The organism is Stenotrophomonas acidaminiphila (assembly GCF_001431595.1).
Lineage (GTDB): Bacteria > Pseudomonadota > Gammaproteobacteria > Xanthomonadales > Xanthomonadaceae > Stenotrophomonas > Stenotrophomonas acidaminiphila.
Map to the genome: position 1 here is coordinate 1 of NZ_LDJO01000041.1, position 25,582 is coordinate 25,582.

14 protein-coding genes are annotated in these 25,582 nt (G+C 66.4%); 10 read left to right on the top strand and 4 right to left on the bottom strand.

Features of this window, described 5'->3' with window-relative positions:
- Nucleotides 1–299, bottom strand: a 299-nt coding sequence (locus tag ABB33_RS18980) for a hypothetical protein (RefSeq protein WP_211260885.1), incomplete at its 3' end; no start/stop codon positions are given.
- An 18-nt stretch (nucleotides 300–317) separates the two neighbouring features.
- On the opposite strand from ABB33_RS18980, the gene ABB33_RS13000 reads away from it, so the two are divergent.
- The 10 genes from ABB33_RS13000 to ABB33_RS13045 all read left to right on the top strand — a co-directional run bounded on the left by ABB33_RS13000 (nucleotide 318) and on the right by ABB33_RS13045 (nucleotide 18,046).
- The gene (locus tag ABB33_RS13000) at nucleotides 318–2,471 is read left to right on the top strand and encodes a TonB-dependent siderophore receptor (RefSeq protein WP_056932392.1); all 2,154 of its coding nucleotides are present in this window, start codon (nucleotides 318–320) and stop codon (nucleotides 2,469–2,471) included.
- A 41-nt stretch (nucleotides 2,472–2,512) separates the two neighbouring features.
- Nucleotides 2,513–3,631: a PepSY-associated TM helix domain-containing protein gene (locus tag ABB33_RS13005; protein WP_152985081.1), complete on the top strand. Its 1,119-nt coding sequence runs from the start codon at nucleotides 2,513–2,515 to the stop codon at nucleotides 3,629–3,631.
- Nucleotides 3,632–4,162: 531 nt separating this feature from the next.
- On the top strand, nucleotides 4,163–4,675 hold the full coding sequence (locus ABB33_RS13010; protein ID WP_161809425.1) for a DUF2975 domain-containing protein: 513 nt from the start codon (nucleotides 4,163–4,165) through the stop codon (nucleotides 4,673–4,675).
- Between the two features lies 1 nt (nucleotide 4,676).
- Nucleotides 4,677–4,898, top strand: a complete 222-nt coding sequence (locus ABB33_RS13015; RefSeq protein ID WP_056932395.1) for a helix-turn-helix domain-containing protein — start codon at nucleotides 4,677–4,679, stop codon at nucleotides 4,896–4,898.
- A 58-nt stretch (nucleotides 4,899–4,956) separates the two neighbouring features.
- Nucleotides 4,957–5,955, top strand: coding sequence for an alpha/beta hydrolase family protein (locus tag ABB33_RS13020; RefSeq protein ID WP_056932396.1), 999 nt, complete (start codon nucleotides 4,957–4,959; stop codon nucleotides 5,953–5,955).
- Nucleotides 5,956–6,302: 347 nt separating this feature from the next.
- Nucleotides 6,303–9,074 (top strand): response regulator, encoded by a 2,772-nt coding sequence (locus tag ABB33_RS13025; protein WP_056932397.1) that lies wholly within the window; start codon nucleotides 6,303–6,305, stop codon nucleotides 9,072–9,074.
- Nucleotides 9,071–10,291, top strand: coding sequence for an EAL domain-containing response regulator (locus ABB33_RS13030; RefSeq protein ID WP_056932398.1), 1,221 nt, complete (start codon nucleotides 9,071–9,073; stop codon nucleotides 10,289–10,291). The genes ABB33_RS13025 and ABB33_RS13030 overlap by 4 nt, the downstream gene beginning before the upstream one ends.
- 118 nt (nucleotides 10,292–10,409) lie before the next feature.
- Complete coding sequence (locus tag ABB33_RS13035; RefSeq protein WP_056932399.1) at nucleotides 10,410–13,640, top strand: hybrid sensor histidine kinase/response regulator; 3,231 nt, start codon at nucleotides 10,410–10,412, stop codon at nucleotides 13,638–13,640.
- Nucleotides 13,637–14,278, top strand: coding sequence for a response regulator (locus ABB33_RS13040; protein ID WP_054668019.1), 642 nt, complete (start codon nucleotides 13,637–13,639; stop codon nucleotides 14,276–14,278). Before ABB33_RS13035 ends, ABB33_RS13040 begins: the two co-directional genes overlap by 4 nt.
- Before the next feature lie 258 nt (nucleotides 14,279–14,536).
- Nucleotides 14,537–18,046 carry an autotransporter family protein gene (locus ABB33_RS13045; protein ID WP_056932400.1) on the top strand — a complete coding sequence of 1,170 codons (3,510 nt, stop codon included), beginning with the start codon at nucleotides 14,537–14,539 and terminating at the stop codon, nucleotides 18,044–18,046.
- 548 nt (nucleotides 18,047–18,594) lie between these two features.
- Here the strand turns inward: ABB33_RS13045 and ABB33_RS13050 are convergent.
- The 3 genes from ABB33_RS13050 to ABB33_RS13060 form a co-directional block, all read right to left on the bottom strand.
- On the bottom strand, nucleotides 18,595–20,601 hold the full coding sequence (locus tag ABB33_RS13050; RefSeq protein ID WP_056932401.1) for a two-partner secretion domain-containing protein: 2,007 nt from the start codon (nucleotides 20,599–20,601) through the stop codon (nucleotides 18,595–18,597).
- Nucleotides 20,602–20,916: 315 nt separating this feature from the next.
- The gene (locus ABB33_RS13055; RefSeq protein ID WP_152985082.1) at nucleotides 20,917–22,626 is read right to left on the bottom strand and encodes a ShlB/FhaC/HecB family hemolysin secretion/activation protein; all 1,710 of its coding nucleotides are present in this window, start codon (nucleotides 22,624–22,626) and stop codon (nucleotides 20,917–20,919) included.
- Entirely contained in the window at nucleotides 22,623–25,451 is a 2,829-nt protein-coding gene (locus ABB33_RS13060; protein ID WP_161809426.1) for a beta strand repeat-containing protein, read from the bottom strand. Before ABB33_RS13060 ends, ABB33_RS13055 begins: the two co-directional genes overlap by 4 nt.
- Nucleotides 25,452–25,582: the final 131 nt, after the last annotated feature.

Genomic DNA, 25,582 nt, shown 5'->3' on the forward strand with positions numbered 1-25,582 from the left:
CGCTCCCCCATGGGCACGCTCAAGACCGCCGGCGTCTTCCGCAGGCGCTCGATGGCCAGGCTGGCTGCAGCGATGCACAGCATCCCCACCGGAGTAGACGCTGCGTCGCCGTGCGCCTTGGCGCACGCGTTGGCGGGTGGGTACTCCTGGTCGCCGGCAGACATGCCGATCCTCCGGTTCTGGCGGTATGGGAACGGCTGCATTGGCTGCCCGTCGGGGTGCCTCCGCACACCATCTTTTGGGCTGTCCTTGCTGCCATCGGCAGGGACAGATGCTAGACTGATGGTCTTGATAATCATTCGCATTATTATTCCCCAATGCAACACCGCCCCTTTCCGCGCGCCTTGCTGGCCGCGTCGCTTTCCCTGGCCCTTTTCCAGGTGCATGCCCAGTCGGCCCCCGCGGATGCGCCGGCCCCCGATGTGACGGAGCTGGATTCGGTCCGGGTGCTGGGTCGGGCGCTGACCCTGTACAAGACGGATGATGCGGTGGTCGCTACCCGGACCGACACGCCTCTTGCGCTGGTACCGCAGTCGGTGCAGGTCATGCCGCGGGAACTGATCGACGACCAGGCGGCCCGCCAGGTCACCGACCTCTACCGCAGCATCAGCGGCATCAGCTTCTTCAGCTATGCCGGCGTCACCCTGCGCGGCTTCCGCCAGGAGAACGTGCTCTATGACGGCCTGCGCGGCGATCCCTATGCCGGCTTCTCGGTGCCCCAGCTGTTCAACATCGAACGCGTGGAAGTACTCAAGGGCCCGGCCGGCGCCCTGTATGGCGGCGGCGATGCAGGCGGCGTGATCAACTACGTCACCCGCAAGCCGCAGGCCCAGGCACAGCGGCGGGCGGAGATCCAGGTCGGCAACGAGAACTTCGCCGCCGGGTCGCTGGAGGCAACCGGTCCGATCACCGCGTCCGGCAGCGTGCGCTACCGGCTTGGCGCCTATGCCGACGGTGAACAAGGCGTGCGCTGGAATGCGGACAGCCAGAGTGTGATCGGCGACGCGTCGGTCGCGTTCGAGGTCGGCGGGACGGGCGAACTGACGCTGCAGTACACCGACATCACGCAGACCCTGGGCGGCAACCGGCTGCGCGGCGTTCCTGTGAACGACAGCGGCGATTTCCTTGCCAGCCGCCGCTGGAACCACAACGAGGCGACCGACTTCCTCGACATGCAGGCAAAGGTGGTGCTCGCGCAGTACCGGTTCTCGCCAGCGCCGGCGTGGGATGTGGACTTCGCCGCCCGCTGGTTCGAGAACAGCGAGCACCAGATCTACCACGAACCGATGGGACTGATTGACCGCGACGGCGACGGCACGGCCGAGTGGATGACGCGCCAGTTGCGCAACCAGTACCGCGACAATGACGCCTATGCCGCCAACGGCAATGCGGTCTGGCGCTTTTCCGCCGGCGGCGTCGAGCACAAACTGCTGTTCGGTGCCGACTACTATCGCGCCGACGCCGACTTCCGCGCACAGACGGCAAACAGCGCGGATCTGCCGCGCAATGCCGGCCCGGTGCCGGGCATCGGCCTGTTCGACCCGGCCTACGGTGTCACCTCCCATAACGACTACGGCCTGGACGCCCTGCCCTGGCGCCAGACGCGTGCCCGCGGCCTGCGCTACGGCGGCTACCTGCAGGACGAGGTGACGCTGACGCCGCGCTGGTACGTGCTGGCCGGGCTGCGCTGGGACGGCTTCCGCGACGAAGACCTGATCGCCGGCACCCGCGTGGATGGCCACGATCTCAGCTGGCGCCTGGGCAGCACTTTCGTCCTGCGCGAAGGCCTGAACGCCTACGCCAGCGTGGCCAGCGGTTTCGTGCCGCAGGCCACCGGCAACCAGGATCCGGCCGCGGGCGGACCGTTCGATGCCGAACAGAGCCGGCAGTGGGAAGTCGGCCTGAAGACACTGCTGGCCGGGGGACGGCTGACGCTCAACACGGCGCTGTACCGGATCGAGCGCAGCAACATCATCCAGGCCACCGGCGAAGTGGTGGGCGGCGTCAACCAGCTGGCGACGCTGGGCCTGGTACGCAGCGAAGGAATGGAGGTCGACCTGCTGGCGGACGTGACCGATCGCTGGGTCGTCAACCTGGCCTACGCCTACAACGACGCGCGCGTGGTCGATGCGGGCAGCAATGGCATCACCAATGCATCGGGCGACCGCTTCGCCAACGCGCCACGCAACAAGCTGGGGTTGTGGACGCGCTATGACATTCCCGCGCTTGCATCGGCCCTGGGCTTCGGCGCCGACTACACCGGCGAGCGCGTCAGCCTGGACGGGCAGCGGGTCAAGTCCTACGCGGTCTTCGACCTGAGCTGGCAGACGCAATGGCGCGACTGGAAGTTCCAGGCCAACATCAAGAACCTGTTCGACAGGGTCTATGCGGCCAGTGGCTTCATCAAGCGCAATGGCCACTTCCCGGGCGAGCCGCGACGGCTCTACCTGCAGGCGGCGTACGCGTTCTGAACCGCATGCGCCAGCCATCGCCAGCAAGCGCGTTTCCGTCCATGCCCGAGCCGCCCCGCAAAGCGGCCGGCAGGCGCCGTTGGTTTGATCTGCACAGCTGGATCGGACTCAAACTGTGCCTGTTCATGGGCTTTGTCTGCTTCACCGGAACGCTGGCCGTGTTCGCCCAGGAACTGGACTGGCTGCTGCACGCGGAAATGCGCGTCACGCCGGGCGCGCAGCGTGCGAGCTGGGGCACGATGGTGGACGCCGTGCAGCGCGCCCATCCCACATGGACACTGCAGGGACTCAGCGCGCCGCATGCCTCACGCTTCGCCGCCCGCGCGCAGATGCGTACCGATGACGGCCGGCTGCGCTTCGTCTGGGTCGATCCGTACAGCGGCAAGGTGACCGGCGATACGCACTGGTTCAACGTCCACCGTCTGCTGCGCAACACCCACCGCCACCTCATGCTGCCCGTCAAGTACGGCGTGCCCCTGGTGGCGGCATTGGCGATCCCGTTGCTGCTTTCGCTGGTCAGCAGTCTTTTCATCTACAAGCGCTGGTGGCGTGGCTTCTTCAGCTGGCCGCGCGCGGACCGGCCACGCCGCCTGTGGGGCGACATCCACCGCCTGTGTGGCGTGTGGAGCCTCTGGTTCGTGGCGCTGATCGCGCTGACGGGCGGGTGGTATCTCGTCGAATCGCTGGGCGGCAAGGCCGCACCGCCCCCGAAGATCTCCCTGCCTGGCAACGACGGGAGCGCGGCATCCGCACCGGCCGACCCGGCGGCCATCGACCGCGCCGTGGCCCTGCTGCGGCAACACTGGCCGGAACTGCGCGTGGCCGGCATGCAGCCCGGCACGGCAGGGACCGGCCTGCTCATCGATGGACAGGCACAGGCCTGGCTCGTGCGCGATCGCGCCAACGTGGCCGGCTTCGATCTGCGCGATGGCCGCCTGCTCGGGATCCAGGACGGCCGCGCACTTGACGTCCACCAGCGTATCGCGGAGATGGCCGACCCGCTGCATTTCGGCTCATTCGGCGGGTGGCCGGTGCGCCTGCTCTGGTTCCTGGCAGGAGCAGCGCTCACCGCCCTCAGCTTTACGGGGGTCTACCTGTACGGGCTGCGGGTGGCTGACGCGTTACGTTCGGCACGCAAGCGGAGAAGTCATGAAACCTGAGCACGGTCCCTGGCGGCTTGCCTGGCGCGGCATGGGTGCATGGCGATGGCTGTGGCTCGCCCTTGCATTGGCCTGGCTCGCGCTGATTCCGCTCGAAGCGATGAAATAGTCACCGTCCGCCGGCGGGTCCCGCAGTGCGCGGGACGACCGGTGCGCCAGGAAATGGCTCTCGACCGCTCAGGTGACGCTTGCGACACGCGGTGCCCCACGTCGCCGGGCGCTGCGGCCATGCCCTTGCACGGCTTCCGTTGTGTCCATGCGCGAACCGCAACGGACCGGGCAGTCCGTTCCCCGTAATGCTCCGGCTGTTGCCACAGACAGAACAGGCACTGCCGGGCAGGCGGCGGCCGCCGCTGGATGGAACCGCGGGAGCCGGCCCCACCTGCGACCTTCGAGCTCCGGGTGCCGGCGTGCCGCCGGTCCTCCGTGGAACAGCGATCCTGGCCGTTGTGTACAGGCATGACTTCCTGCATATTTATTGATATACGATATGTCACATATCGTTTAACAACACATCGCACGGAGTCCTCCATGAATCGCATGCCCGCCAGAGCTCTGGCCGTGACCCGCCCCATCATCCTCGGGCTCACCGTCCTCAACCTGCTCTATGCCGTCTCCATTCTCTGCCTGCTCTGCGCGAGCTTCTTCATTGAAGGCTGGCCGTGGAAGCCACTGGGCTTCGACCTCGCCACGATGGACCCCCGGGCGCCACTCGGCATGCGCGCGATCATGCTCGTGGGCATCGTCGGCGCTGCAATAGTGCATACGATCCTGCGGCGCCTGCTTGCGATCGTCGACAGCGTACGCGGCGGCGAAGCCTTCATACTGCCCAACGCGCAGCGGCTCAGTGCCATCGCCTGGAGCGTGCTGGCCATCGAGCTGCTCCGGCTGGCAGTGCTTGCCATCACCAAGTTCGCTTCGATACCGGGGAAAATGGACGGTCTCTCGCCGACGCCCTGGCTTGCCGTGCTGCTTCTGTTCGTGCTGTCCGGCGTGTTCACGCACGGAGCACGCATGCGCACGGATCTCGAAGGGACTATCTGACATGGCCATAGTCGTGCGCCTTGACGAACTCCTGCACGCCCGTCGAATGACCCTCACCGAGCTTGCCGCACGCGTCGACATCACGCTGGCGAACCTGTCGATCCTGAAGACGGGCAAGGCCAAGGCCATTCGATTCTCCACCCTGGAAGCGATCTGCACGGCATTGGACTGCCAGCCTGGCGATCTTCTCGTCCACGACCCCTCGCTCACCACTGACGACTGACGCGGCGCACTGGCAGCCGCCAGCTTCCGCCGCTTCCATTTCCAACGGGGAACCCCGCATGTTTCGCACTTTGATTGCCGTGCTCGCGGCGACGCTGGTCCTTGCCGTGCCCACGGCTGCCGGCAGTCCGGTCGCAACCTCGCCCACCTTCCTGTCGCAAACCGACTGCTTTGAGTCCACGCCGGACCATGAAAGCTGGCTGGATTCGGTCCAGAAAAACGCCGGGGACAAGCCGATACCCAAGGCACTGCTGCAGTCACTGGTCCCGGCCAGGGCATTCTCCTTCGCGCGTTCCGCGTTCGACTGCCGCATTGTCTCGTACTCGAGCGATGGCCAGATCGTCCTCGCCTATGTCATCCGGCCACGCATGATGGACGCCTCCGGGAAGCTGCCGCTGCTGGTCTACAACCGCGGCGGAAACGGCAATTACGGCAAGCTCGATCCTCTCCAGGTGTTCATGAAACTCCTGCCTCTTGCGAAGTCGGGCTTCATGGTGGTGGCGAGCCAGTACCGGGATGCGGACGAGTTCGGGGGGAACGACGTCAACGATGTCATGCGCCTGATCGATCTTTCACTGGAGATGCCCGGGGTGGATGCCGAGCGCATCTTTCTTCTGGGACAAAGCCGCGGGGCGATGATGAGTTACCTGGTCGCGCGCCGACGGAGCGACATCACCGCCATGGCAACGATAGGCGGGGTCTCGGACCTGGTCGCCGGACTGGCTTCCCGTCCGGAGATGGAGCGCGTGTACAGCGCCCGCATTCCCGGTTACGAAGACGATCGGCAGGCCGCGCTGGCAGCCCGCTCCGCGTTTCACTGGGCGGAGCAGCTACCCGCCGACATGCCGGTGCTGCTGCTGCACGGCGAAGCCGATGATCGCGTCAGCGTCCAGGACCCGATCGCAATGGCTGCCCGGCTGCAGCAACTTGGCCGTCCCCACAGGCTGGTCGTCTACCCGGGTGATGACCATGGACTCCGGGGTAGCTGGCGCAGTGCCCACGCGGAGATTCTGGATTGGTTCAAAGGCGCCGGAACCCATCCGCATGGGACGCGCTGATGCAGCCGGATTGACGGACTGCCGCGGCAACGTTGGCGGCAGCACCGACGGGCCCATGCCTTGCCGCAGGCACCCGCTCGCGCCGGATTGAACGACGTAATTTCGATTCCCTGCACCGACCGCGGGGATCTCCGCGTGCGCTTGTATGGCCCACTGCGCCGCACAAGGCGTGGACGCCTGCATGGGCTTCCTCGGCGTCGACCGACCGTCCCGTGCACCTGGAAAAGGCAGCATCCAGGGCATGCTCGACGCTTCCCGGGCATTTCACTGACTGGGGCGAAGAGACATGGACGGACTTTAGGAAACGTCTGATGTGGGCGTGAGCAGTTGCACTCTAGGCTGCAACGATGCTGAAGGGTGATTGCCAGAGTCATGGACGTGCCGAAGTGCTGACACTTGCGGCAAGGTGCACTCGCCTGCTGACCATTCTTGCATTTCTCCTGTTCATCCTGGCATGTTCGTCCTATGTCCTCATCAGGGGGACGGCGAGCGTCTCAACGCGGCTCCAGGAAGCGGGCACCGCCGCACACAAGGCAAATAACTACTTCGACCAGCGCGAAGCCCTGCTGCGGCACCTGGGCGATTCGGTGCTGGCCGGCAACCTGGACGAACCTACGACAGACAGCGAGGGCACGTGCCCGCTGCCGCTCGACGCGGCTGGCGGCCAGCCCGGCCAGCGACTTCTGCTGTCAGCCCGCATGGAGCACAGGCTGCAGGCGCTGCAGACGCGCCTGCTGCTGGTCGATGCAATGGGCGTGCATTGGCTTGCCGGAGGCGACGCCGACGTCGACCTGGCGCGCATGCCATCACTGCGCGTGCTGCAGGCGCGTGGCGGCAGCCTCGAGGGTGCCGACCCGGTGTACTGGCTGCGCGCAGGTGACAGTGGCATCGCACTGGCCCAGCCGATACAGGCCGGCCCCCATCCGATGCAGTGGCTGATGCTGCTGCTCGATAGCGACGCTACGGCGGACGTGATCGATGGCCCCGGCATCGGCGGCTACACGCTGCTGGACGATGGCGGGCGGCCCGCGCTGTCGAGCCAGGCACCGCGGCTGGACAGCGCGGGCTGGAAGACACTCTCCGAACGCCAGGACGACAGCGTCGGCATGGTGTGGAGCGGCGGGCTGCCGCGTGGCGTGGCACTGGTGAAACGCGTCGGCAATGATGGCTGGCGGCTGGTCTACCACCTGCTGCCCGGGCAGCTGCTGGGCGACCTGGCGGTACCCCTGCTGCTCTGCGCGCTTCTGCTGCTGCCGGCCTGCGTCGCGCTGCGGCTGCTGCGCCATCGCGTCGATCGCACGCTCATCCAGCCGGCATTGCAGCAGCATCGCCGGCTGCTGGAGAACCTGGACTTCAATGCGACGGTGATCGACATGGCACCTGTCGGCATCTGCGTGCTGCGCCGCAATGACCGCCACCTGCTGCTCTCCAACCAGCTGCTGCGTGACTGGCTTGGCGAGGATGGCCAGGACAGCGACTGGCAGGCACCGTGGCGCAGCCATGCCGGCGAGCGTGGACGCGGCCTGGAGTTCACCACGCGTGACGGCAGGCAGCTGCATGTACTGCATGCCGCCTGCCGCTACCAGGGCGATGACGTGCTGCTGTGTGCCTTCCACGACATCTCGCGGCATCGCCAGGCGCAGGCGGCGCTGTCGTCGGCACGGCAGGCGGCCGATGCCGCGAACCAGGCCAAGAGCGCCTTCCTGGCCACCATGAGCCATGAGATCCGCACGCCGCTGTACGGCGTACTGGGCACGCTCGAACTGCTTGGCCACACCGCACTGGATGCACGACAGTCGCAGTACCTGCGCACCATCGAGAGTTCCTCCTCGGTGCTGCTGCAGCTGATCAGCGACGTGCTGGATGTCACCAAGATCGAGTCGGGCCAGCTCAGCCTGGAGCCAACCTCCTTCTCGCCGCGCGAGCTGACCGAGAGCGTGCTGCGCAGCTTCGCGGCTTCTGCGACCTGCAAGGGGCTGCAGATCCTGGTGTGCACCGATCCGGGCGTGCCCACGCGCGTGCTCGGCGATGCCGACAGGATCCGCCAGGTGCTGGGCAACCTGCTCAGCAACGCGATCAAGTTCACCGAGCATGGCCGCGTGATGCTGCGCGTGCGCCAGGTACAGCGTGAAGCCGAGTCCAGCATCTTGGTCTGGCAGGTGACCGACACCGGCGTGGGCATCCCCGCCGAGGAGCAGGCGCGGTTGTTCGAACCGTTTCGCCAGGTACGCGGCGCGGCCAGCGCGCAGGGCACCGGCCTGGGCCTGTCCATCAGCGATCACCTGGTACGGCTGATGAGTGGCGAACTGCAGGTGGTCAGCGAACCCGGGCTGGGCAGCAGCTTCAGCGTACGCCTGCCGCTGCCGGTGCTGCCGGTGGCCGACGATGGCCCTTCGCTGCAGCCGGAACCTCCGATCCTGGTACGTGGCCGTGATCGCGAACTGGTCGACTGTGCCTGCGGCTGGCTGCAGCGGTGGGGCGCCAACGCGCAACCACTGCTGGGCGATCCGGCCCTGCTCGACCACGATGGCGCAATCCTGGTGGAAGGCGAGGCGGCCCCGCCGCTGGCGTGGTCGGGCCCCCGGGTGGTGGCATCGATCGATGGCGGTGACCAGCCGACGGTGGCGGCCGACGGCAGACTGGTGGTGTCCCTGCATTGCATGGCGGCGATCGGCAACGCCCTGGCCAGCCTCCAGCAACGACGTACCGAGCTGCCGGAAAGCAACGGCACCGCACCGCTCATGCCGCTGCGCATGCGGGTGCTGGCGGTCGAGGACAACCCGATCAACCGGGTGATCCTGGCCGAACAGCTGCAGACCCTGGGCTGCGAGGTGGACCTGGCCCAGGACGGCGCGGAAGCACTGCAGCGGTGCCGCGAGCAGGCCTTCGACCTGGTGGTCACCGACATCAACATGCCGCGCATGGATGGCCACGCACTGACCCGGCAGCTGCGCGATGAGGGCAATACGGTGCCGGTGATCGGTGCCTCTGCCAATGCCACCGCCGAAGAACGCGAGCGCTACCTGGCCAGTGGCATGCAGGGCTACTTGAGCAAACCCATCGACATTGCCCGCCTGCGCAAGGCGATCACCGCCCTATGCCAAGGAGACCCCGCATGACCCAGCGTGTCCTGATCCTGGAAGACCAGCCATTCCAGCGCGGCTACCTCGCCAACCTGTTCGGCAGCCGCGGCGGCGTGCAGGTCGACGCCTGCGAGGACGTCGAGGCGGCGATCGCGTTGTGCGCCTGCCATTCCTACGATCTGGTGGTAAGCGACCTGCTGATGCCTGGCCAGGACGGAATCCAGTTCATCCAGGCACTGGCCGCGCAACCGCGACCCCCGCGCCTGGCCGTGGCCAGCACGGCATCCCGGCGGATGATGGCTTCGGCGCGCCTGATGGCCGAGTCGCTCGGTCTGGAGGTGCTCGGCGTGGTGTCCAAGCCGGTCGCGGCGGCCGACGTCGAGGTCCTGCTTGAAGCCCTGGCACAGGCGCGACCGTCGACGGATGCCAAGCCGGCGCAGGCCGCGGTGCTGCCCGAACCCGACGCCCGGCAACTGCGCCAGGCGATGGTCGACGGCAGTCTCACGGCCTGGTTCCAGCCCAAGAAGTCGCTGCAGTCCGGCCGCGTGGTGGCTGCCGAAGCCCTGGTACGCTGGCGCCATCCGCAGCTGGGTACGCTCACCGCGGGCAGCTTCCTGCCGGCGATATGCCGCCACGGGCTCGAGGGTGAGCTGTTGCGGATGATGCTCGAGGCCAGCATCAAGGCGCAGGCACGCTGGCGCAGGCAGGGCTTCCGGGTGCCGGTTTCGATCAACCTTCCGCCGCATCTGCTGGAGCAGTTCGACCTGCCCGATGAGCTGCTGGCGATGACCCTGGCACTGGGCGGCACGCCGGGCGAACTGTGTTTCGAACTGATGGAAAACAGCACCACGCGGCACGTCAGCGACTTCTACGCCGGTGCCTGCCGCCTGCGCATGAAGGGCTTCGGCCTGGCGCAGGACGATTTCGGGCAGGGTCTGAGTTCGGTCCACAACCTGGTCAATACACCCTTCACCGAGGTCAAGATCGACCGGGCCCTGGTCAGCGGCTGTGCCCGTGATCCGGCCCTGCATCTGACCCTGGCGACCATCATCGCGCTGGCCAACCAGCTGGGCCTGGTCATCGTGGCCGAAGGTGTGGAAAGCGATGCCGACCTGGCGGTGCTGCGCCAGCTCGGCTGCAGCCAGGTACAGGGGTTCCTGATCTCCCAGGCGCTGCCCCCGGAAGAGTTCACCCGCCTGCTGGACGATGAAGCGCCGCGCGCCGACGAGGCGGCACAGGCGGCACTGCGTTGAGGTGGGCTGCATGCCGGCTTCACGGAGCCGTCAAGCGACATTGACGATCCTGTCTGTGCTGCGGCGCCCACCGGGCGCCGTCGGTTGCCACTGACCGCCCACTGCTCCGAGACCTGCCATGCCGGCCGAGGCCGCCCCCGTACGCCGACTCGCACGCCGCTCACTGCGCGTCCATGCCCTGTTGATCGCGGTGGTGGTGCTGGCCACGCTGCAGGCCGGGCTGCTGCTGTCGGTGGGCGCGCGGCTGTTCAATGACGAGCGCAGCAAGATCGAGTTCCACTTCCGCCGCCTGGACGGCACGCTACGCGAGCAGGAACGCTTCCTGCAGCAATGGCGCCTGCACGATGTCGGCACCCAGGGGCAGCCGGTGGCGGATGGCAGCGTGGGGCAGCCACGCGGCCCGCTGTTCGCCAACTTCGTACTGATCGGGAACAACAGGAACATCACCCCGTCCCAGACCGAACTCGGGGATCGCTTCGTGCGCTTCTACGGCACGTTCTGGTCGGCATCGCACTTTCCGCCGCCGCAATGCCTGCTGGTCGATGGTCAGGGCACGCGTGGCCTGCTGGCGCCGATGCAGATGACCGATACCGATCTCAGCCCGAACAGTCCGCACCACCTGCGCCCGCAGATCGGCGACATCCACCGCGCGCTGATCGACCAACCCGCCCTGCAGCACGGCGGCATCGCCTGGATGCCCGTGCCCTGGCGCGATGGCCAGACCCGCCTGCTGGCCGTCGCCCATGCGCCGCAGGATGCACGCCTGTGGAGCGACGACGACGACGGCTCGCTGGCGGCGCTGGCGTGCCTGCTCGATCCCTCCCGTGTCGATGACTACCAGCAGGTACTGGGCGTTCCGGTTTTCCAGCGGCTGTCGCTGTTCGACCCCGGCGGCCAGCGCCTTCTGGGAGATGCCGCCGATGCCAGCGACGCCGGCACGTCCTGGCAGGCCAATGCCCACGGCCTGCGCTTCCGCATGCGCAGCGAGCGCGGCTGGCTGGCGGTCTACCACGTGGGTTGGCAACAGATCTTCCAGCATCCGCAGGGGCCGCTGCTGGGCGCGACGCTTGTCGCTCTGCTGCTGGCGCTGGGCGGCACGCTGGTCCTTCGCGCGTATCGGCAGTCGGTCATCGAACCGCTGCGCAGCAACCACGAACGCCTGCTGGAAAGCGAGGCCTTCAGCCGTACCATCCTGGACAACGCTCCGATCGGGCTGTGCCTGCTGCGGCGTGCCGATGGCGATGTCCTGCTGGACAACACCCTCGCCCGCCGTTGGCTGGGCGAAGACCATAACGCGGACGGCTGGCACGGCCCATGGCGCCGCAGCGTGCTGGCCGCCGGTGGTACCACGGCCGGCGATGGCGTGGCCTACACCACGCCGGAAGGCCGCCACCTGCTGGTAACCGCGACACAGGCGCGGTATCGCAGCGAGCCCGCGGTGCTGTGCCTGTTCATCGACCTCAGCAGCCAGCACGAAGCCGAGCAGGTGCTGCAGCAGGCGCGGCGTGCCGCTGACCAGGCCAACCGCGCCAAGAGCCAGTTCCTGGCAACGATGAGCCATGAGATCCGCACCCCGCTGTACGGCGTGCTCGGCACGCTAGAACTGCTGGGCCTGACGCCACTGGACGCGAAGCAGCAGGACTACCTGGCCACGATCCAGCGCTCGTCCTCGACCCTGATGCAGCTGATCAGCGACATCCTGGATGTGAGCAAGGCCGAGGCCGGCCAGTTGAGCCTGGAGCCCAGCCCGTTCGATCCGGTGCGGCTCACCGAGGATGCACTGGACTCGTACGCCGCCGTAGCCGCCAACAGCGGGTTGCAGTTCTACGCCTGCATCGACGCCGATGTGCCGGATGCGGTGTGCGGCGATGCGGCTCGGATCCGCCAGGTGCTCAACAATCTGCTCAGCAATGCGCTGAAGTTCACCGACAGCGGCCGCGTGGTGGTACGTCTGTCCGCACGCTGGCAGGACGAACGCTGCTGGCTGCAGTGGCAGGTGGCCGATACCGGCATCGGCATCGCCAGCGAACACCAGGCGCACCTGTTCGAGCCGTTCTTCCAGGCCAACCCGGGGACCGACGCCATGCGTGGCACGGGCCTGGGCCTGGCCATCTGCGCGCACCTCGTGGCACTGATGGACGGCCACCTGCGCGTGGTCAGCGAGAGCGGCCTGGGCAGCAGCTTCAGCGTCGACCTGCCGCTGCCACCCGCGCAGCCGGATCCACAGCAATCACCGCCGCCGCGGCTGCCGCCGCAGCTGCAGGTGCAGGTACGCGGTGCCGTGCGCGAAATGGTGCAGTCGCTTTGCGAGCGCCTGCAGCAACGCGGCGCGCATGCCAGCATGTACCGGGAGGACACCGCGGCCGGCATGGCACCGACGGCGGTGCTGCTCGATCTCGTGCTGGACGGCCCACTGCCTGCGTGGGAGGGAAGCAGCCCGCGCGTGGCGGCCTGCCGCGAGGGCGGCACGCAACCGCAGCTGATCGACGGTACCTGGCAGGTCGGCCTGCATCGGCTCGATGCCATCGTGATGGCCTTGGCCGCGGCCAGCGGGCAACCGTCGACGACCGACGCCGCGGGACGCCTGCCACCGACCCGGCGCTTCGGCCTGCAGGTACTGGTGGCCGAGGACAATCCGATCAACCAGGCGATCCTGCGTGACCAGCTGGAACAACTTGGCTGCCATGCGGTGGTCGCCTGCGATGGCAACGAAGCGCTGGGCTACTGGCAGCAGGGCGCGTTCGCGCTGGTGTTGACCGATATCAACATGCCCGGGCTGGACGGCTACGGCCTGGCCCGGGCACTGCGCGCGCGCGGCGTCAGCGTGCCGATCCACGGCGCTACCGCCAATGCCGACCCGGCCGAACGGCAGCGCTGCGAGGAGGCCGGCATGCAGGGCGTGCTGGTCAAGCCGATCACCCTGGAGGCGCTGCAGCGCCTGCTGACCCGGATCACGAACGGCCAGCCACCGGTTGCAGACCATCAGGCGCGGCCCGCGCACGTCATCGCGAACGACGCCAATCCTCCGCTCCAGGTAAGTCCGAAGATGCAGGCGCTGTTCGTGCAGACCATGCAGGCCGATCTGGACAGCCTGCGGGACGCCATCAACGCGGCTGATCCAGGCCGCGTGGCGCAGGTGCTGCACCGCATCCGCGGCGCACTGGTCATCGTCGGCGCACCCGCGCTGGTGGACAGCGGCCTGCATATCGAGCAGCGCATCGCACAGGGTGACGGACTGGCTGCGCTGGCCGGTCCCCTGGATGGATTCCAGCACGGGCTGCTGCGGCTGCTGGCTCCCCTGCTCGACGACGCGATGCCATCCTCTCCTGACGACACGACCCCGCCATGACCACACGGATCCTCATCGCCGACGACCACCCGATCGTGCTCGCCGGCATCCGCGATGTGCTGGCCGGGGAACTGGATCTGGAAATCGTGGGCGAGGCCGCCGATCCGGCCACGTTGATCGAGCTGATGACACGGACCCGGCCACAGGCGGTGATCACCGACTACAGCATGCCCGGTGGCGACCATTTCGGCGATGGCATCAAGCTGATCTCGTTCCTGCGCCGCAGTTTCCCGGACACCCGCCTGCTGGTGCTGACCATGGTGTCCAACCCATCGCTGGTGGCCGCGATGTATGCCGCCGGTGCCGGCGGCGTGGTGCTCAAGAGCCATGGCCTGGGCAAGCTGGTGCAGGCCCTGCGCGTGGTGCTGGCCGACCGCGCCTATCGCCCCCCGGGGCTGCTGCCGCTGGCTGCTGGCGAACCGGCTGATGCCGATGCGGTCCGTGCGCGCCTGTCGCCCCGCGAGCTGGAAGTGATCCGGCTGTTCACCGGCGGCATGAGCGTGGGCGACATCGCACGCCAGCTGCAGCGCAGCGCCAAGACGGTCAGTACGCAGAAGATCAGCGCCATGCGCAAGCTTGGCGTGGAAAGCGACCAGGCGCTGATCGAGTACTGCCTGCAGGCCTCGCTGTTCGCCTGAGCCCCGCTACGGGTTGAACCTGCCTCCGCTGGCGGCCCTGCGGAGGCTTTAGGAAACGCCTGATTCCATCCGGCGGTGCCGATTCCTAGTCTGGGCGTATCCCGCCACGCTGCGCCTGCCCTCCGTCGCCATGCCACCGGAGGGTGGGGTGCCGGGGGCGCCTGTGCGCTGCCACCACCAGGGGCCTGCACGGCGACCCGGCCCAGCCGCACCCGTTCGCGCAGCCGTGCTGCGCACAGCCACAGGAAACACATCAGCATGTACGCCTCCCCCACACGGCGCCGTCGTGCGCCCGGACGCGCGCGCCTCGCGCCTGCCCCGCTCCTTCCGAGCATGCTGGCCACCTCCCTGTGGGCGGCGCTGCCGGTCCACGCTGCCGAACTCACCGGTCCCGTGCAGGTCAGCGACGGCAACAGCCTCCAGCTCGGTGAGGATGACGTGCTGACCCAGGCCGCGGGAAGCTTCGCGTTGACCGTCACCGGTGCCGGCAGCAATGCACTGATCGATGGCAGCCGCATCAACGTGACCGGCAATGGCAGCGCCGTCTCCGCTGCCAATGGCGGCCATGTACAACTGCGCGGTGCGACGCTGTCGATAGCGCCAGCCACCGGCACGGGCTTCTATGCGTTGTACGCCAACGGCGCTGGCAGCGTGATCCAAGCACACGACGTCGAGATCGATGCCACGCGAAACGGCAGTGGGTACGGCAGCGTCCAGGCGTACAACGGCGGCATCATCCGCTACACCGGGGGCCGCCTGGCGACGACCGGTGGCGGAACGCTGGCCGGCGCATCGGGCAGTGACAGCGAGCTGCATATGTCCGATCTTGTGATGAGTGCCGGCAAGGGTGGCAGCCTGCGCGCCGACCGCGCCGGCATCCTGACAATCCGCAGCAGCCGGATCAGCATAGCCCCCGGTGGCATCCTCGCCGGCATCGCCGTCGATGGAGTGGGCAGTCGTGCCGAGCTCTACGACACCTTCCTGGAAGGTGGCTTGTTCGACATCGACAGCGGCGGCAGCATACTGCTGGAGAACGTGGAAGCGCATTCGGTGGGTGGCAGCATGCGCCTGCTGGGCAGCAGCCTCGACAAGACCTATTCCAGCGCGGTGATCAACGGCGGCAGCTTCCATACCGTCGGCGGCTACGGCGTGAACATCAACAGCTGGGGCAAGCTGACCGCCCGCGACGCGGCGTTCGATGTCCGCGCAGGCAACTCCGGATTCTGGCTGTCCAGCGATGAGTCGCGCCTGCAGCTGATCGACAGCACCGTCGACACCTGGACGGACATCTACGGCTACGGCGTGGAGATCGCCGGTGGCGTCGCCACCGTGCAGGGCGGCCGGATCACCACGCACGGCGATTCGACGTATGGCATACGCGTGACCGGCTCCACCGGCTCGACCGCCAGCCGCATCGAAGCCACCGGCAATGTGATCGAAGTACGCGGCAACGGGGGTGGCGGCGTGTTTCTCGGCGGCTCCGCCGCAAGCGCACTGCTCGACAACGTCACGATCCGCAGTGACGGTGAGAATGTGTTCGGCATCGTGCAGATGAACACGGCACGACTGTCCCAGGCCGACCGCCTGGACATCCGCATGAGCGGCAGCAACAGCGTCGGCTACCGCTCCTACCTGACCGCGTTCGGCGCGTACTGGAACCGCGCCGTATTCAACGACAGCCACATCGAGACCACCAACGGTACCGCGTTCTGGCTGCAGGGCAGCAACCATGCGCTGACCGTCAATGGCGGCAACGTCACCGCAGGCGACGGTAGCGGCCGCCTGCTGCGGGTCAGCGATACCGTGTTTTCCGATGGCAGCAGCGTGGCGACCAGCCGCATCGAGTTCACTGCCGATGCCAGCACGCTGCACGGTGACGTGGTGGTCGACAGCGCGACGGCTGACGTACACATGATGCTGCGCAACGGCACCACGTTCGGCGGCGCGCTGCGCGACGACTCCGGCCACCAGGTCGCACGGTTGACGATGGATGGCAGCAGCCAATGGAACGTACGCGCCGACTCCAGCGTCGGCATGCTCGAACATGCCGGCACCATCGCCTTCGATACGGGGGCGGCGGGCGACTTCAAGACCGTCACTGTCAGTGGCGACTACGTGGGCAATGGCGGCGCGTGGATCTTCAACCGCGCGCTGGGCGATGACACATCCCCGGGCGACCGGCTGGTGATCAACGGCAACAGCAGCGGCACCGCCAGCGTGAGCGTGCGCAATGCCGGCGGTGCCGGCGCCCTGACCCAAGAGGGTATCCGCCTGATCACCGTCGGTGGCCAGTCGGATGCGCAGTTTGTTCTGCAGGGCCGCGCCGTGGCCGGTGCGTACGACTACTTCCTGTTCAAGGGAGGCGTGTCGAGCCCGGACGATGGCAACTGGTACCTACGCTCGGAGTATGTGCCTCCTGTGGATCCTGTGGATCCTGTGGATCCGGTCGATCCCGTAGACCCGGTGGACCCGGTGGATCCCGTGGACCCTGTGGATCCGGTGGATCCCGTGGACCCGGTTGACCCGGTGGATCCCGTTGACCCGGTAGATCCCGTTGACCCGGTGGACCCGGTTGACCCAGTGGATCCTGTGGACCCAGTGGACCCAGTGGATCCCGTGGATCCTGTAGATCCTGTGGATCCTGTGGATCCCGTGGACCCGGTAGATCCTGTGGATCCCGTGGACCCTGTGGATCCCGTGGACCCGGTGGACCCGGTGGACCCTGTGGATCCGGTAGATCCCGTGGATCCCGTGGATCCCGTGGACCCAGTGGACCCTGTGGACCCTGTGGATCCCGTGGACCCGGTGGATCCGCCGCGTCCCAAAGTGGAACGTCCCGAGCCGGCGGTCTACCTGGCCAACCGTGCCGCTGCGCTGGGCATGTTCCGGCATGGCCTGCACGACCGTGCCGGTGACCCCGCCACCGGAATCGACAGCAGCAGTGAAGTCGTGGGCTGGCTGCATCTTCGCAACGCGCAGCCCGACAGCCATGACCAAGGACGGCAGGTCCAGGTCGATGGGCAGATCAGCAGCATGCTCCTGGGCGTGGGACGTCGATTCGAGGCGGGCGGCGGCGAACTGCAGGCCGGCGCGATGGTCGGCCATGGCCGTGCACGCAATGACAGCCGTTCGAAGGTGACCGGCTACACCGCACGTGGCGTGGTCACCGGCACGAGCGTTGGCGCGTACGCGACCTGGCTGCAGGACGCACGCATGGAAGGCGGCGCCTATGTGGATGGCTGGCTGCAGTACGGCCGTTTCCGCAACAGCGTGCAGGGCGAAGGCCTGCAGAAGGAACGCTATGGCGCCCGCAGCTGGAGTGCTTCGACCGAGGCCGGCTACGTGCTGCCGCTGCGGCGCAGCGCGCAACGTGGCATCTACCTGGAACCCCAACTGCAGGTGGTGCACAGCCGCTATGACAGCGAGCGGGTGGTCGAGGCCAACGGCACGGTGGTCGAAGATCGCGGCAATGGCGAAACCAGCACCCGTCTCGGCCTGCGCCTGTACAGCCGTGGGTTGAGCCCGGCGCAGGGCCAGGTACATCCCTATGTGGCGGTGAACTGGTGGTCCGGCGGCAATGGCGCAGGCCTGGCGATGGACGGCGAGCGGTTGCGGCGACAGCTGCCGCACGACATCTACGAAGCCAAGGCGGGCGTGCAGATGGGACTGTCCGCCGGCTGGTGCGGTTGGGGTGAACTGAGCCGACAGAGCGGTGGCATGGGCTTCCGCGACGTCAACGCACAGATGGGCGTCCAGTACAGATGGTGAATGCAACCCCGCGCCAAAAACCCGGTGGGAGCTGCGCGAGCCCAGCGCAGATCTGCATGCCCGTCACAGCGCAGCTCTTGCAGCGGCCAACTCACCTCACGTGGGGAAGCCGCACGGGCGTGCGCAGAGAAGCAAGGATGATCGACGGAGGTTGCTGCAGCGGACCGATTGAATGAGACATCCAGGCGATGCCGATGTCCATGACGCCTGACTGGCACGGCCCAGGCACCAGCAGGAACCCCGGGGACCTTGGCGCGCCCGGCGCTTCCTGAAAGATGAGCGCCGGAAGGGATTTCCCCGGGATTCTTCCGAAAACCCCGCATCCTTGCAGCATCGAATCGCGAAAATCGATCCAATTCAATCAGTGGCTTATCCGACCCAAATAGCAAAATTAAATTATTGATATTTATATGATTAATTTAATAGAAAGATGACAAACACCCCCATATGCACCCCCAATTTAGCTGGATGCAACTGGACACCAGGTGACAGCGCGAGGTCATCACCTCATGCATCCTCCGCTTCATCTACATCATCATTGCTGCCACTCAGGGCTGGAACATCCGCGCTGTCTCGCGATAGAAGAAGTAGCTAACGTCATCGCCATATTCGCTTGGTGGGCGACCAGCAAAAGAGCGACTGAACTCATCCCTTCCCGTCATGCCCCCTTTGATCGTCCCGGCGTCGCTGCCGCTATAGATCAGGAATCGGGAACCGCGCCGGGTGAATCCCAGCACAGCCCCCGTCGCCTGGTTGATGAAGTTTCCGCCCTTGCTGACCAGCACGATGTCGCCCCATGTCGAGGTCACTTGGCTGCCAGCCTCCAGCCGCAGATCACCCGATGTGACGATCTGCATGCCGAAAGCATCCTGTGAGTTGAGGTACAGGTCCAGGTCTCCACGATGATTGGTGACGCTGACCCAGCCCAGGGAGCCACTGCCGATTGTGCGAAAAGCTCCAACGGCGTTGGCATCGCCGAGGGTACTCAGGCCCGCGCCGCCGCCCAGATCCAGTTCCAGAGTATTGACGCGGAGATTGCCGTCGGCCCAGAAGTTGGCGGTATGAGGATCCGGATCTACCGTGTAGCCTGAGGGTGGATCATCGACGTTTGCGCCGTAGCGCAGCCGGTCGACCTGGAGGACATGACCTTCGGTCACCCATGCGCCACCGCTCACATTGCACAGGCCGCTATCCGGCGGCGCCTCGGCATAACGCCCCGCATACATCTCCAGCGCGCCGTGGAGGGCCGTCATGTTCGCGTCGATGCCGATGGCATTGCCCGATCTCAGCGTCAGCATGTGTGGGCTCCTCCAACCGACATCACTGGTTATGTTGATGCTTCCGCTGCTGTTTCCCGGATCGAAGCCGGAGGTCGTGATCATGTAGTTGGCGCCCGCCAGTCCCGCCTCGACGGTAGCGGCGACGATCTGGTTGGCGGCGGTGACGACAGCCACCACCGTCATCTCGCCGGAACCCAGCAGCACGGTTCCGGCCTTGCCCTTGGGTGCGGAGAGGTCGATCGGCAGGTCAGGATGGAATTCCAGCGCGTGCTTGCCGGACACTTCGACGAAACCACCGTCGCCGCTCCGCTTGCCGGCACCCGCTTCGATACGGCCAGCGAACGTGGTGCTCCCCCCGGCCCGGATGATGACCCTGCCTCCGTTGCCATTCCCACCCTCAGCGCCAGCCTCCATGCGTGCGTTGCCGGTAACGACGATACGGCCTGCGTGCGTGATGGCCTCACCGGGGGCCTGGCCGTCGCCGCCGATCAGAATGTCGCCACCGGAACCATCCGCGTTCCGTGCCGTCAGCCTGCCATCCTGACGCACCGTTCCGCCTTCGGCGCTCAGCACGATGCAACCGCCCTCGCCGATGGCACGGATGACGCCGCTCTGGTCGATGGCCAGCGTGTACAGATCGCCTCGCGCAACCCGCAGGCGCACCCGCGCGGCCTCAATCACACCTGTGTTGGCAACAGCAGTTGCGTCGATGCGGACGCCATTTCGGCCAACTGGAATGGCAGCCAAATAGGGGGAAGCAAGGGGAGCCACCTTCCCTGCGAGCATCTCCACGGAACCTTCGACCGCACGAATCACGCCATCGTTGCGCACCAGGTGGGAAAACAGGCTCACATTCCCGCCAGCCGCACAGATGCTCCCGAGATTGAATATTCCGGGCCTGTCATCGCCAGAAAAGCGGAAGTCCTCTTCTCCACCGTGCGGTTCGTCGTGGGCATCCAGGGTATCGACCGTGAGGCTGGTCGCGTCGATAACGCCTTCGCTGTCGATGATGGCTCCGCCACGGTTCCAGAGATGGAGTCGGCCGTTGGCATCGAGGCCGCCATCGATGCGGATCGCGCCCTCCCCCGGAACCCGCACCAGCATGGAGGACGAGCGATGGGGTTGCCGGACGACAATCCGTTCACCTGTGCCGATGCCGAAACCCTTCCATTCCACGATGGCCCGTTGGCTGTCCTGCCACACGTTCAAGGTCGAACCGTTACGTTCGAAGCTCACCCTGCCTTCCATCACCCGCACGCCATCCAGCATCGTCATGGCATGAACCCTGTCGGTTCCTGCATTGACCTTCCGGACACCCGGCAGCCGGTTGGGGATGGTGCGGCATCGTGATTCATGGAACTTCCTGATTGCTGCAGGCCGCGCAGCAAGGCGGCGATTGCTGGAGACCATCGGTTGGACGGGTTTGCGGGAGCATGTTCTCTGCCGGCGCTGGATGACCTCTTGCCGGCGTCGCCAGCCATTGCCTGGCCGGGTACATCGCGCAAGCGGAAAACCAGCGTCAGGCCATGACCAGGATCGCCAGGGAGTGCGGCCTTCCAGGCCAGCCAGGAGGTGCAGAACGGAACCACATCAACGGAACTGATAGACCAACTGCGTCCAGAGACGCGGGCTGCGGTCCTTGTCCGATTCCGGAGCGCCGGTACCATCCTTCCAAGCGGCGAACGCCTGGATGCTGAAGGGGGCCAGGACATATGTGGCGCCAATTCCGTAACCGGCCAGGCGCCGGTGATTGCGTCCTTTGCTGTCCCAGCGCGAGTGGTTGAGGCGGACGCGGCCCTGGTCGTGGAAACCGAACACCTCCAGCCGTTCGGCCACTGCATGACGCAACTCGAGGTTGACCATGTAGCCGCTGTCACCACTGGCTTCGCCTTGCGGGTAAGCACGCACGCCGCCGGCACCGCCCAACAGCATCTTCTCCGAGGAATCCAGGTTCCTGTCGGCCCACTGGGCATTGCCGGCGAACGCCAGCAGCCAGTTTCCAGGCAGGCGTTGCTGGCGCTGGTAGGACAGCGACCATTTGCCGAAATCGCCGCGGCTGCGGGCGGTGAGGCGGTCGATCAACGCGCTGGTATCGTCCAGCCCAAGCTGGCCGCGCGTGTAGTTCAACGCCAGGCTGTTGCTGGCGCCGGCGCCCAGACCATCGAAGAAGACACCGGAGATGCCGAGGGTACCGTTGCGCAGCTTCTTGCGCCCACGCGTCCTCGTCGCGCCGATGTCGTCCTGCAGGAGTTTGTCGTCGTACTGCAACGTGGCAGACCAGTTGGCACGGCGGCTGCGCATCAGCGGCTGCTGCAGATAGAGACTGCCGACCTCTGCCCGGCCGCCGGCATCGAGGCTGGCGAAGTCCTTGCCCAGTTCATAGCGCATCACCGACCATGCCGCACCAATGCGGGTGGCATGACGACCAAACGGCAACTGGTAACCGAGCCGGCCATAGCGGTAATCGTCCAGGCCCCCTTGGACGCGAAGACTCACCTGGTCACCCAGGTGCGCGGGATTGTTCCAGTAGAGCGAGGTTCCAAGGCGTTCGGCACCGATGTAGCGATTGCCGTAGTTGTCCAGATCGACGCTGCCAGTCACCGCCGCGGAAGGCAGGATATCGACCAGGAAGTCGGACGTACCGACGCTGGCACCGGGCCGCAGCGTGGATCTCACTTCGACACCGGGCAGGTCGGCCAGTTCCAGCAGGGTGCTTTCGAACGCAGGGCCATTGACCGTATCGCCGGATCGCAGGCGGCGCAGCGGAGCGGTGGCGTTGCCCGCCACGCCTGCCGTGTCATTCAGCCGCACCTGGCCAAGCTGGCCCTCGAGCACGGCGATGGTCACGATGCCGCCACTGATATCCTGCGGCGGCAACCAGGCACGCGCCACCAGGTAGCCGTTTTCCCGGTAATGCCGCGTCACGCGCAGAGCCAACGCCTCCAGTTCCTCCATCTGCATGCGGGGCAGGAAAGCACCTGCGACAAGGCTTTGCAGCACGGTGTCGTCGAACACTCTGTTACCGCTGAAGCGGATACCCGAGACAGGCACGTATTCGCCGTTGCCGGACTGGGCGGGTGCGATTTCCTCGACGACGGTGCGTGGAGCCGTGTTGGCGGGCATGGGCGGCGGCGGTGCGGCCTGCTGCAGTATCTGGCCGGCGGTGGGCGGCGTTTGCGCCATGGCCGCCAAGGGCGACAGGCATAGGCTGGCCAGCAGGCAGGAGGTTTTCCGCTTGGTGAGCATGGTTACGGGCAATCCTTGGATACGTGCGTTGGAGATGGTTCTGCGGGCGCTCATTGGCAGTCCTTGACCAGTTGCGCCGGAAGGTTCTGGCCGCATTGCTGCACCGCGATGGCCGGTACTGACGAGGCGTACCGTGCTGGCTGCGTGTCATTGTTTTTTGCCGACTGTGTTGCGCTGGCATAGCGGCCACCCGCAGCGCCGAGCGGTGTCCCCGAAATGCTGGCCGTGGCGGTGGGCGCGCCCTCGAGAACGAGCAGGTAGTTGGCGCTGTCGCCACCGGCCAGCGTGGTGCCTTGCAGGGTGACGGTCTTGTTTGGCGCAACGCTGGCATCGGCAAACATTGCCTGCCAATCCGCCGCCAGCGCGTCGCCAGCCACCACGCCTTGCAGCGCCAGCGCGTTGCGGCCGATGGTGGCGCGGTTGTCGCCGTCGTAAAGCTTGTCTGCGGCATCGAAGCTGCCGCCGATGGTCAGCGTCTTTTGCAGGATGGTGCTGGTGATGTTGGCGACGTAGGTGACGTCGTAGTTGTTGCCGCCGTTGCCGTCGCTCACGGTGATGCCGTTCACCGTTACGGTTTTTCCGGTGCCGGCGTTCTTGTCGGTGTAGGCGAAGTGGCCGCCGCTGATGGTGTCGCTGCCGAACAACTGCCCATCGGTGACGACGGCGGTGCCGTTGGCGGCGGTGGTGCCGTCGTAGGTTTTGGTGATGTTGTTGCTGCTCAGGGTCAACGTGGCCTTGTCGATGGTCAGCACGCCGTCGATGAAGGTGAGGTTGTAGTTGTTGTCGCTGCCGCTCACGGTGTGGGCGTAGCTGCCGGCGTTGCGACCGCTGCCGCCGGTTTCCGTTAGGCCGGTGAGTACGCTTTCGTCTTCGCCGTTCACCAGTCCGCTTGCGCTGTAGCCGCTCACGTTCTGGGTTTGGCCGTTGTAGGTCACGGTGTTGCTGTTGGCGGTGACGGTGGCGCTGGCCTTGTCGATGGTCAGCGCGCCGTCGATGAAGGTCAGGTTGTAGTTGTTGTCGCTGCCGCTCACGGTGTGGGCGTAGCTGCCGGCGTTGCGACCGCTGCCACCGGTTTCCGTTAGGCCGGTGAGTACGCTTCCGTCTTCGCCGTTCACCAGTCCGCTTGCGCTATAGCCGCTCACGCTTTGGGTTCGGCCGTTGTAGGTGGTGGTGCCGCTGATGGCGGTGATGGTGGCGTTGGCCTTATTGATGGTCAGCGCGCCGTCGATGAAGGTCAGGTTGTAGTTGTTGTCGCTGCCGCTCACGGTGTGGGCGTAGCTGCCGGCGTTGCGGCCGCTGCCGCCGGTGGTCACTACGCTGTCCAGCACGCTTTCGTCTTCGCCGTTCACCAGTCCCGTTACGGTGTAGCCGGTGACGTTCCGCACCTGTCCGTTGTAGGTCACGGTGCCGCTGTTGGCGGTAACGGTGGCGCCGGCCTTGTCGATGATGCCCACGTTGCCGCTTACCTGCATGGGCAACACGTAGTTGGCAAGGTCGGTGCCGTTGGCGGCCAGGTAGTCGGCCAGGGTCAGGTTGACGGTGACATTCTTGCCGCTGCCGGCGTTGGCGTTGCCGTACTGGCCGCTGGTTTGGGTGATGGTGGCACCGTCGTTGCCGGCCCAGCCGGTAATCAGGAAGTTGCCCGCATCCAGCGTGGCGTTGGTGGTGCCGTCGTAGGTCTTGCGCACCGTGCCGGTGAGATTGACGACGATGCCCAGCGTGCGCGGGTCGATGGTCAAGATGCCGTCCACGTAGCTGATGGCATAGTTGCCGCTGCTCAGGCCGCTGGCGCTGATGAGGTAATTGCCGGCATTCACCGCGCCTTGGCTGTTGCCGCCATAGGCCAGCGTGCCGCCCAGCATGGCCTCGTTCTCGCCATTGACGAAGCCGCTGTAGCTCACGCCGTTGCCGCCGCTCCACGCGGTTGCGTCGTAGGTCTTGCCGGCGTTGTTGGCGGTGACGGTGAGCGCGGCCTTGTTGATGGTGAGGGTGCTGGCACCGGCATAGTTGATGTCGTAGCCCTGCTGGGTGGAATGCAGGCCGCCCAGTTGCAGGGTGCCGTTGGCGGTGCTGTAGGTGCCGGCGTTGGCGCTGGTGGTGGCGTAGCCCAGCGTGCCCAGCAGCAGGCTGGCATCGGTGGGGGTGCTGGTGGTGTAGGTGCCGAAGGTGCCGCTGGCCACCTGGCCATCGTAGGTCTTGTCCGCGCCGCCCACGGGGACGCTGACCGTCAGTTGCCGCAGAAAGCCGCGCAGCAGCGGCGCGGTGTGGCCGTCGTAGATGCGCCAGACTGTGCTCTCGCCGCCGTTGGCGGAAATGTCCGCGCCCCAGCCCGTGAAGTTGGCGATGCCGGTCATTTGCGTGGCGTCCAGGCCGGTGACACCGCCAGCACCCGAGCCAATGCCGGTGGTTATCAGGCTGGTGTCCCAGATGCTGTTGCTGATCGTGGCGCCGATCGAATTTATCCCGGCCACGCCGCCGGCTGCTTCCCACCCTCCGGTGGCGGTGACTGTTGCCGCCGCCCAGGATTGGCTCAGCGTGGCGCCGGTTTGATTACGCCCGACCAGGCCGCCCGCCCTTGAGGACAACTCGCCCGCTGCCGCTACCGTACCCGTCGCATAGCTTTGGGTGACGGTACTGCCCGATTCGTTCCAACCGACCAGACCGCCCGCGTAGGCCTGGGTATTGTCGGCTGTGGCGGAAAACACCTGGATATCGGCCCCCAGGGCGAAACTCTCCTCGATCCGGCCACGGTTCTCACCCGCCAGGGCGCCCGCCTGGTAATAGCCAACGCCAGTGTTTGTCGTACCGGTCAATTTGACCACCGGGTTCACCAGCCCCACCCGGCGCACCACTCCGCTGTTGCCGAGGGAGCCGAACAAGCCTGCCTGGACCGGCCAGCCTTTCGTAGACACTCGGACGCCATAATTGATGGCAATGACCGAGGTGTTTATGGGCAACAGCAAGCAGTACACGGATGAGTTCCGCGCAGAGGCGGTGAAGCAGGTAATCG

Bases quoted from the DNA above. Each gene is read 5' to 3' on its own strand.
- ABB33_RS13000 (WP_056932392.1), top strand. From the start codon at position 318: ATGCAACACCGCCCCTTTCCGCGCGCCTTGCTGGCCGCGTCGCTTTCC.
- ABB33_RS13005 (WP_152985081.1), top strand. From the start codon at position 2,513: ATGCCCGAGCCGCCCCGCAAAGCGGCCGGCAGGCGCCGTTGGTTTGAT.
- ABB33_RS13010 (WP_161809425.1), top strand. From the start codon at position 4,163: ATGAATCGCATGCCCGCCAGAGCTCTGGCCGTGACCCGCCCCATCATC.
- ABB33_RS13015 (WP_056932395.1), top strand. From the start codon at position 4,677: ATGGCCATAGTCGTGCGCCTTGACGAACTCCTGCACGCCCGTCGAATG.
- ABB33_RS13020 (WP_056932396.1), top strand. From the start codon at position 4,957: ATGTTTCGCACTTTGATTGCCGTGCTCGCGGCGACGCTGGTCCTTGCC.
- ABB33_RS13025 (WP_056932397.1), top strand. From the start codon at position 6,303: ATGCTGAAGGGTGATTGCCAGAGTCATGGACGTGCCGAAGTGCTGACA.
- ABB33_RS13030 (WP_056932398.1), top strand. From the start codon at position 9,071: ATGACCCAGCGTGTCCTGATCCTGGAAGACCAGCCATTCCAGCGCGGC.
- ABB33_RS13035 (WP_056932399.1), top strand. From the start codon at position 10,410: ATGCCGGCCGAGGCCGCCCCCGTACGCCGACTCGCACGCCGCTCACTG.
- ABB33_RS13040 (WP_054668019.1), top strand. From the start codon at position 13,637: ATGACCACACGGATCCTCATCGCCGACGACCACCCGATCGTGCTCGCC.
- ABB33_RS13045 (WP_056932400.1), top strand. From the start codon at position 14,537: ATGTACGCCTCCCCCACACGGCGCCGTCGTGCGCCCGGACGCGCGCGC.
- ABB33_RS13050 (WP_056932401.1), bottom strand. From the start codon at position 20,601: ATGACGATGCTGGATGGCGTGCGGGTGATGGAAGGCAGGGTGAGCTTC.
- ABB33_RS13055 (WP_152985082.1), bottom strand. From the start codon at position 22,626: ATGAGCGCCCGCAGAACCATCTCCAACGCACGTATCCAAGGATTGCCC.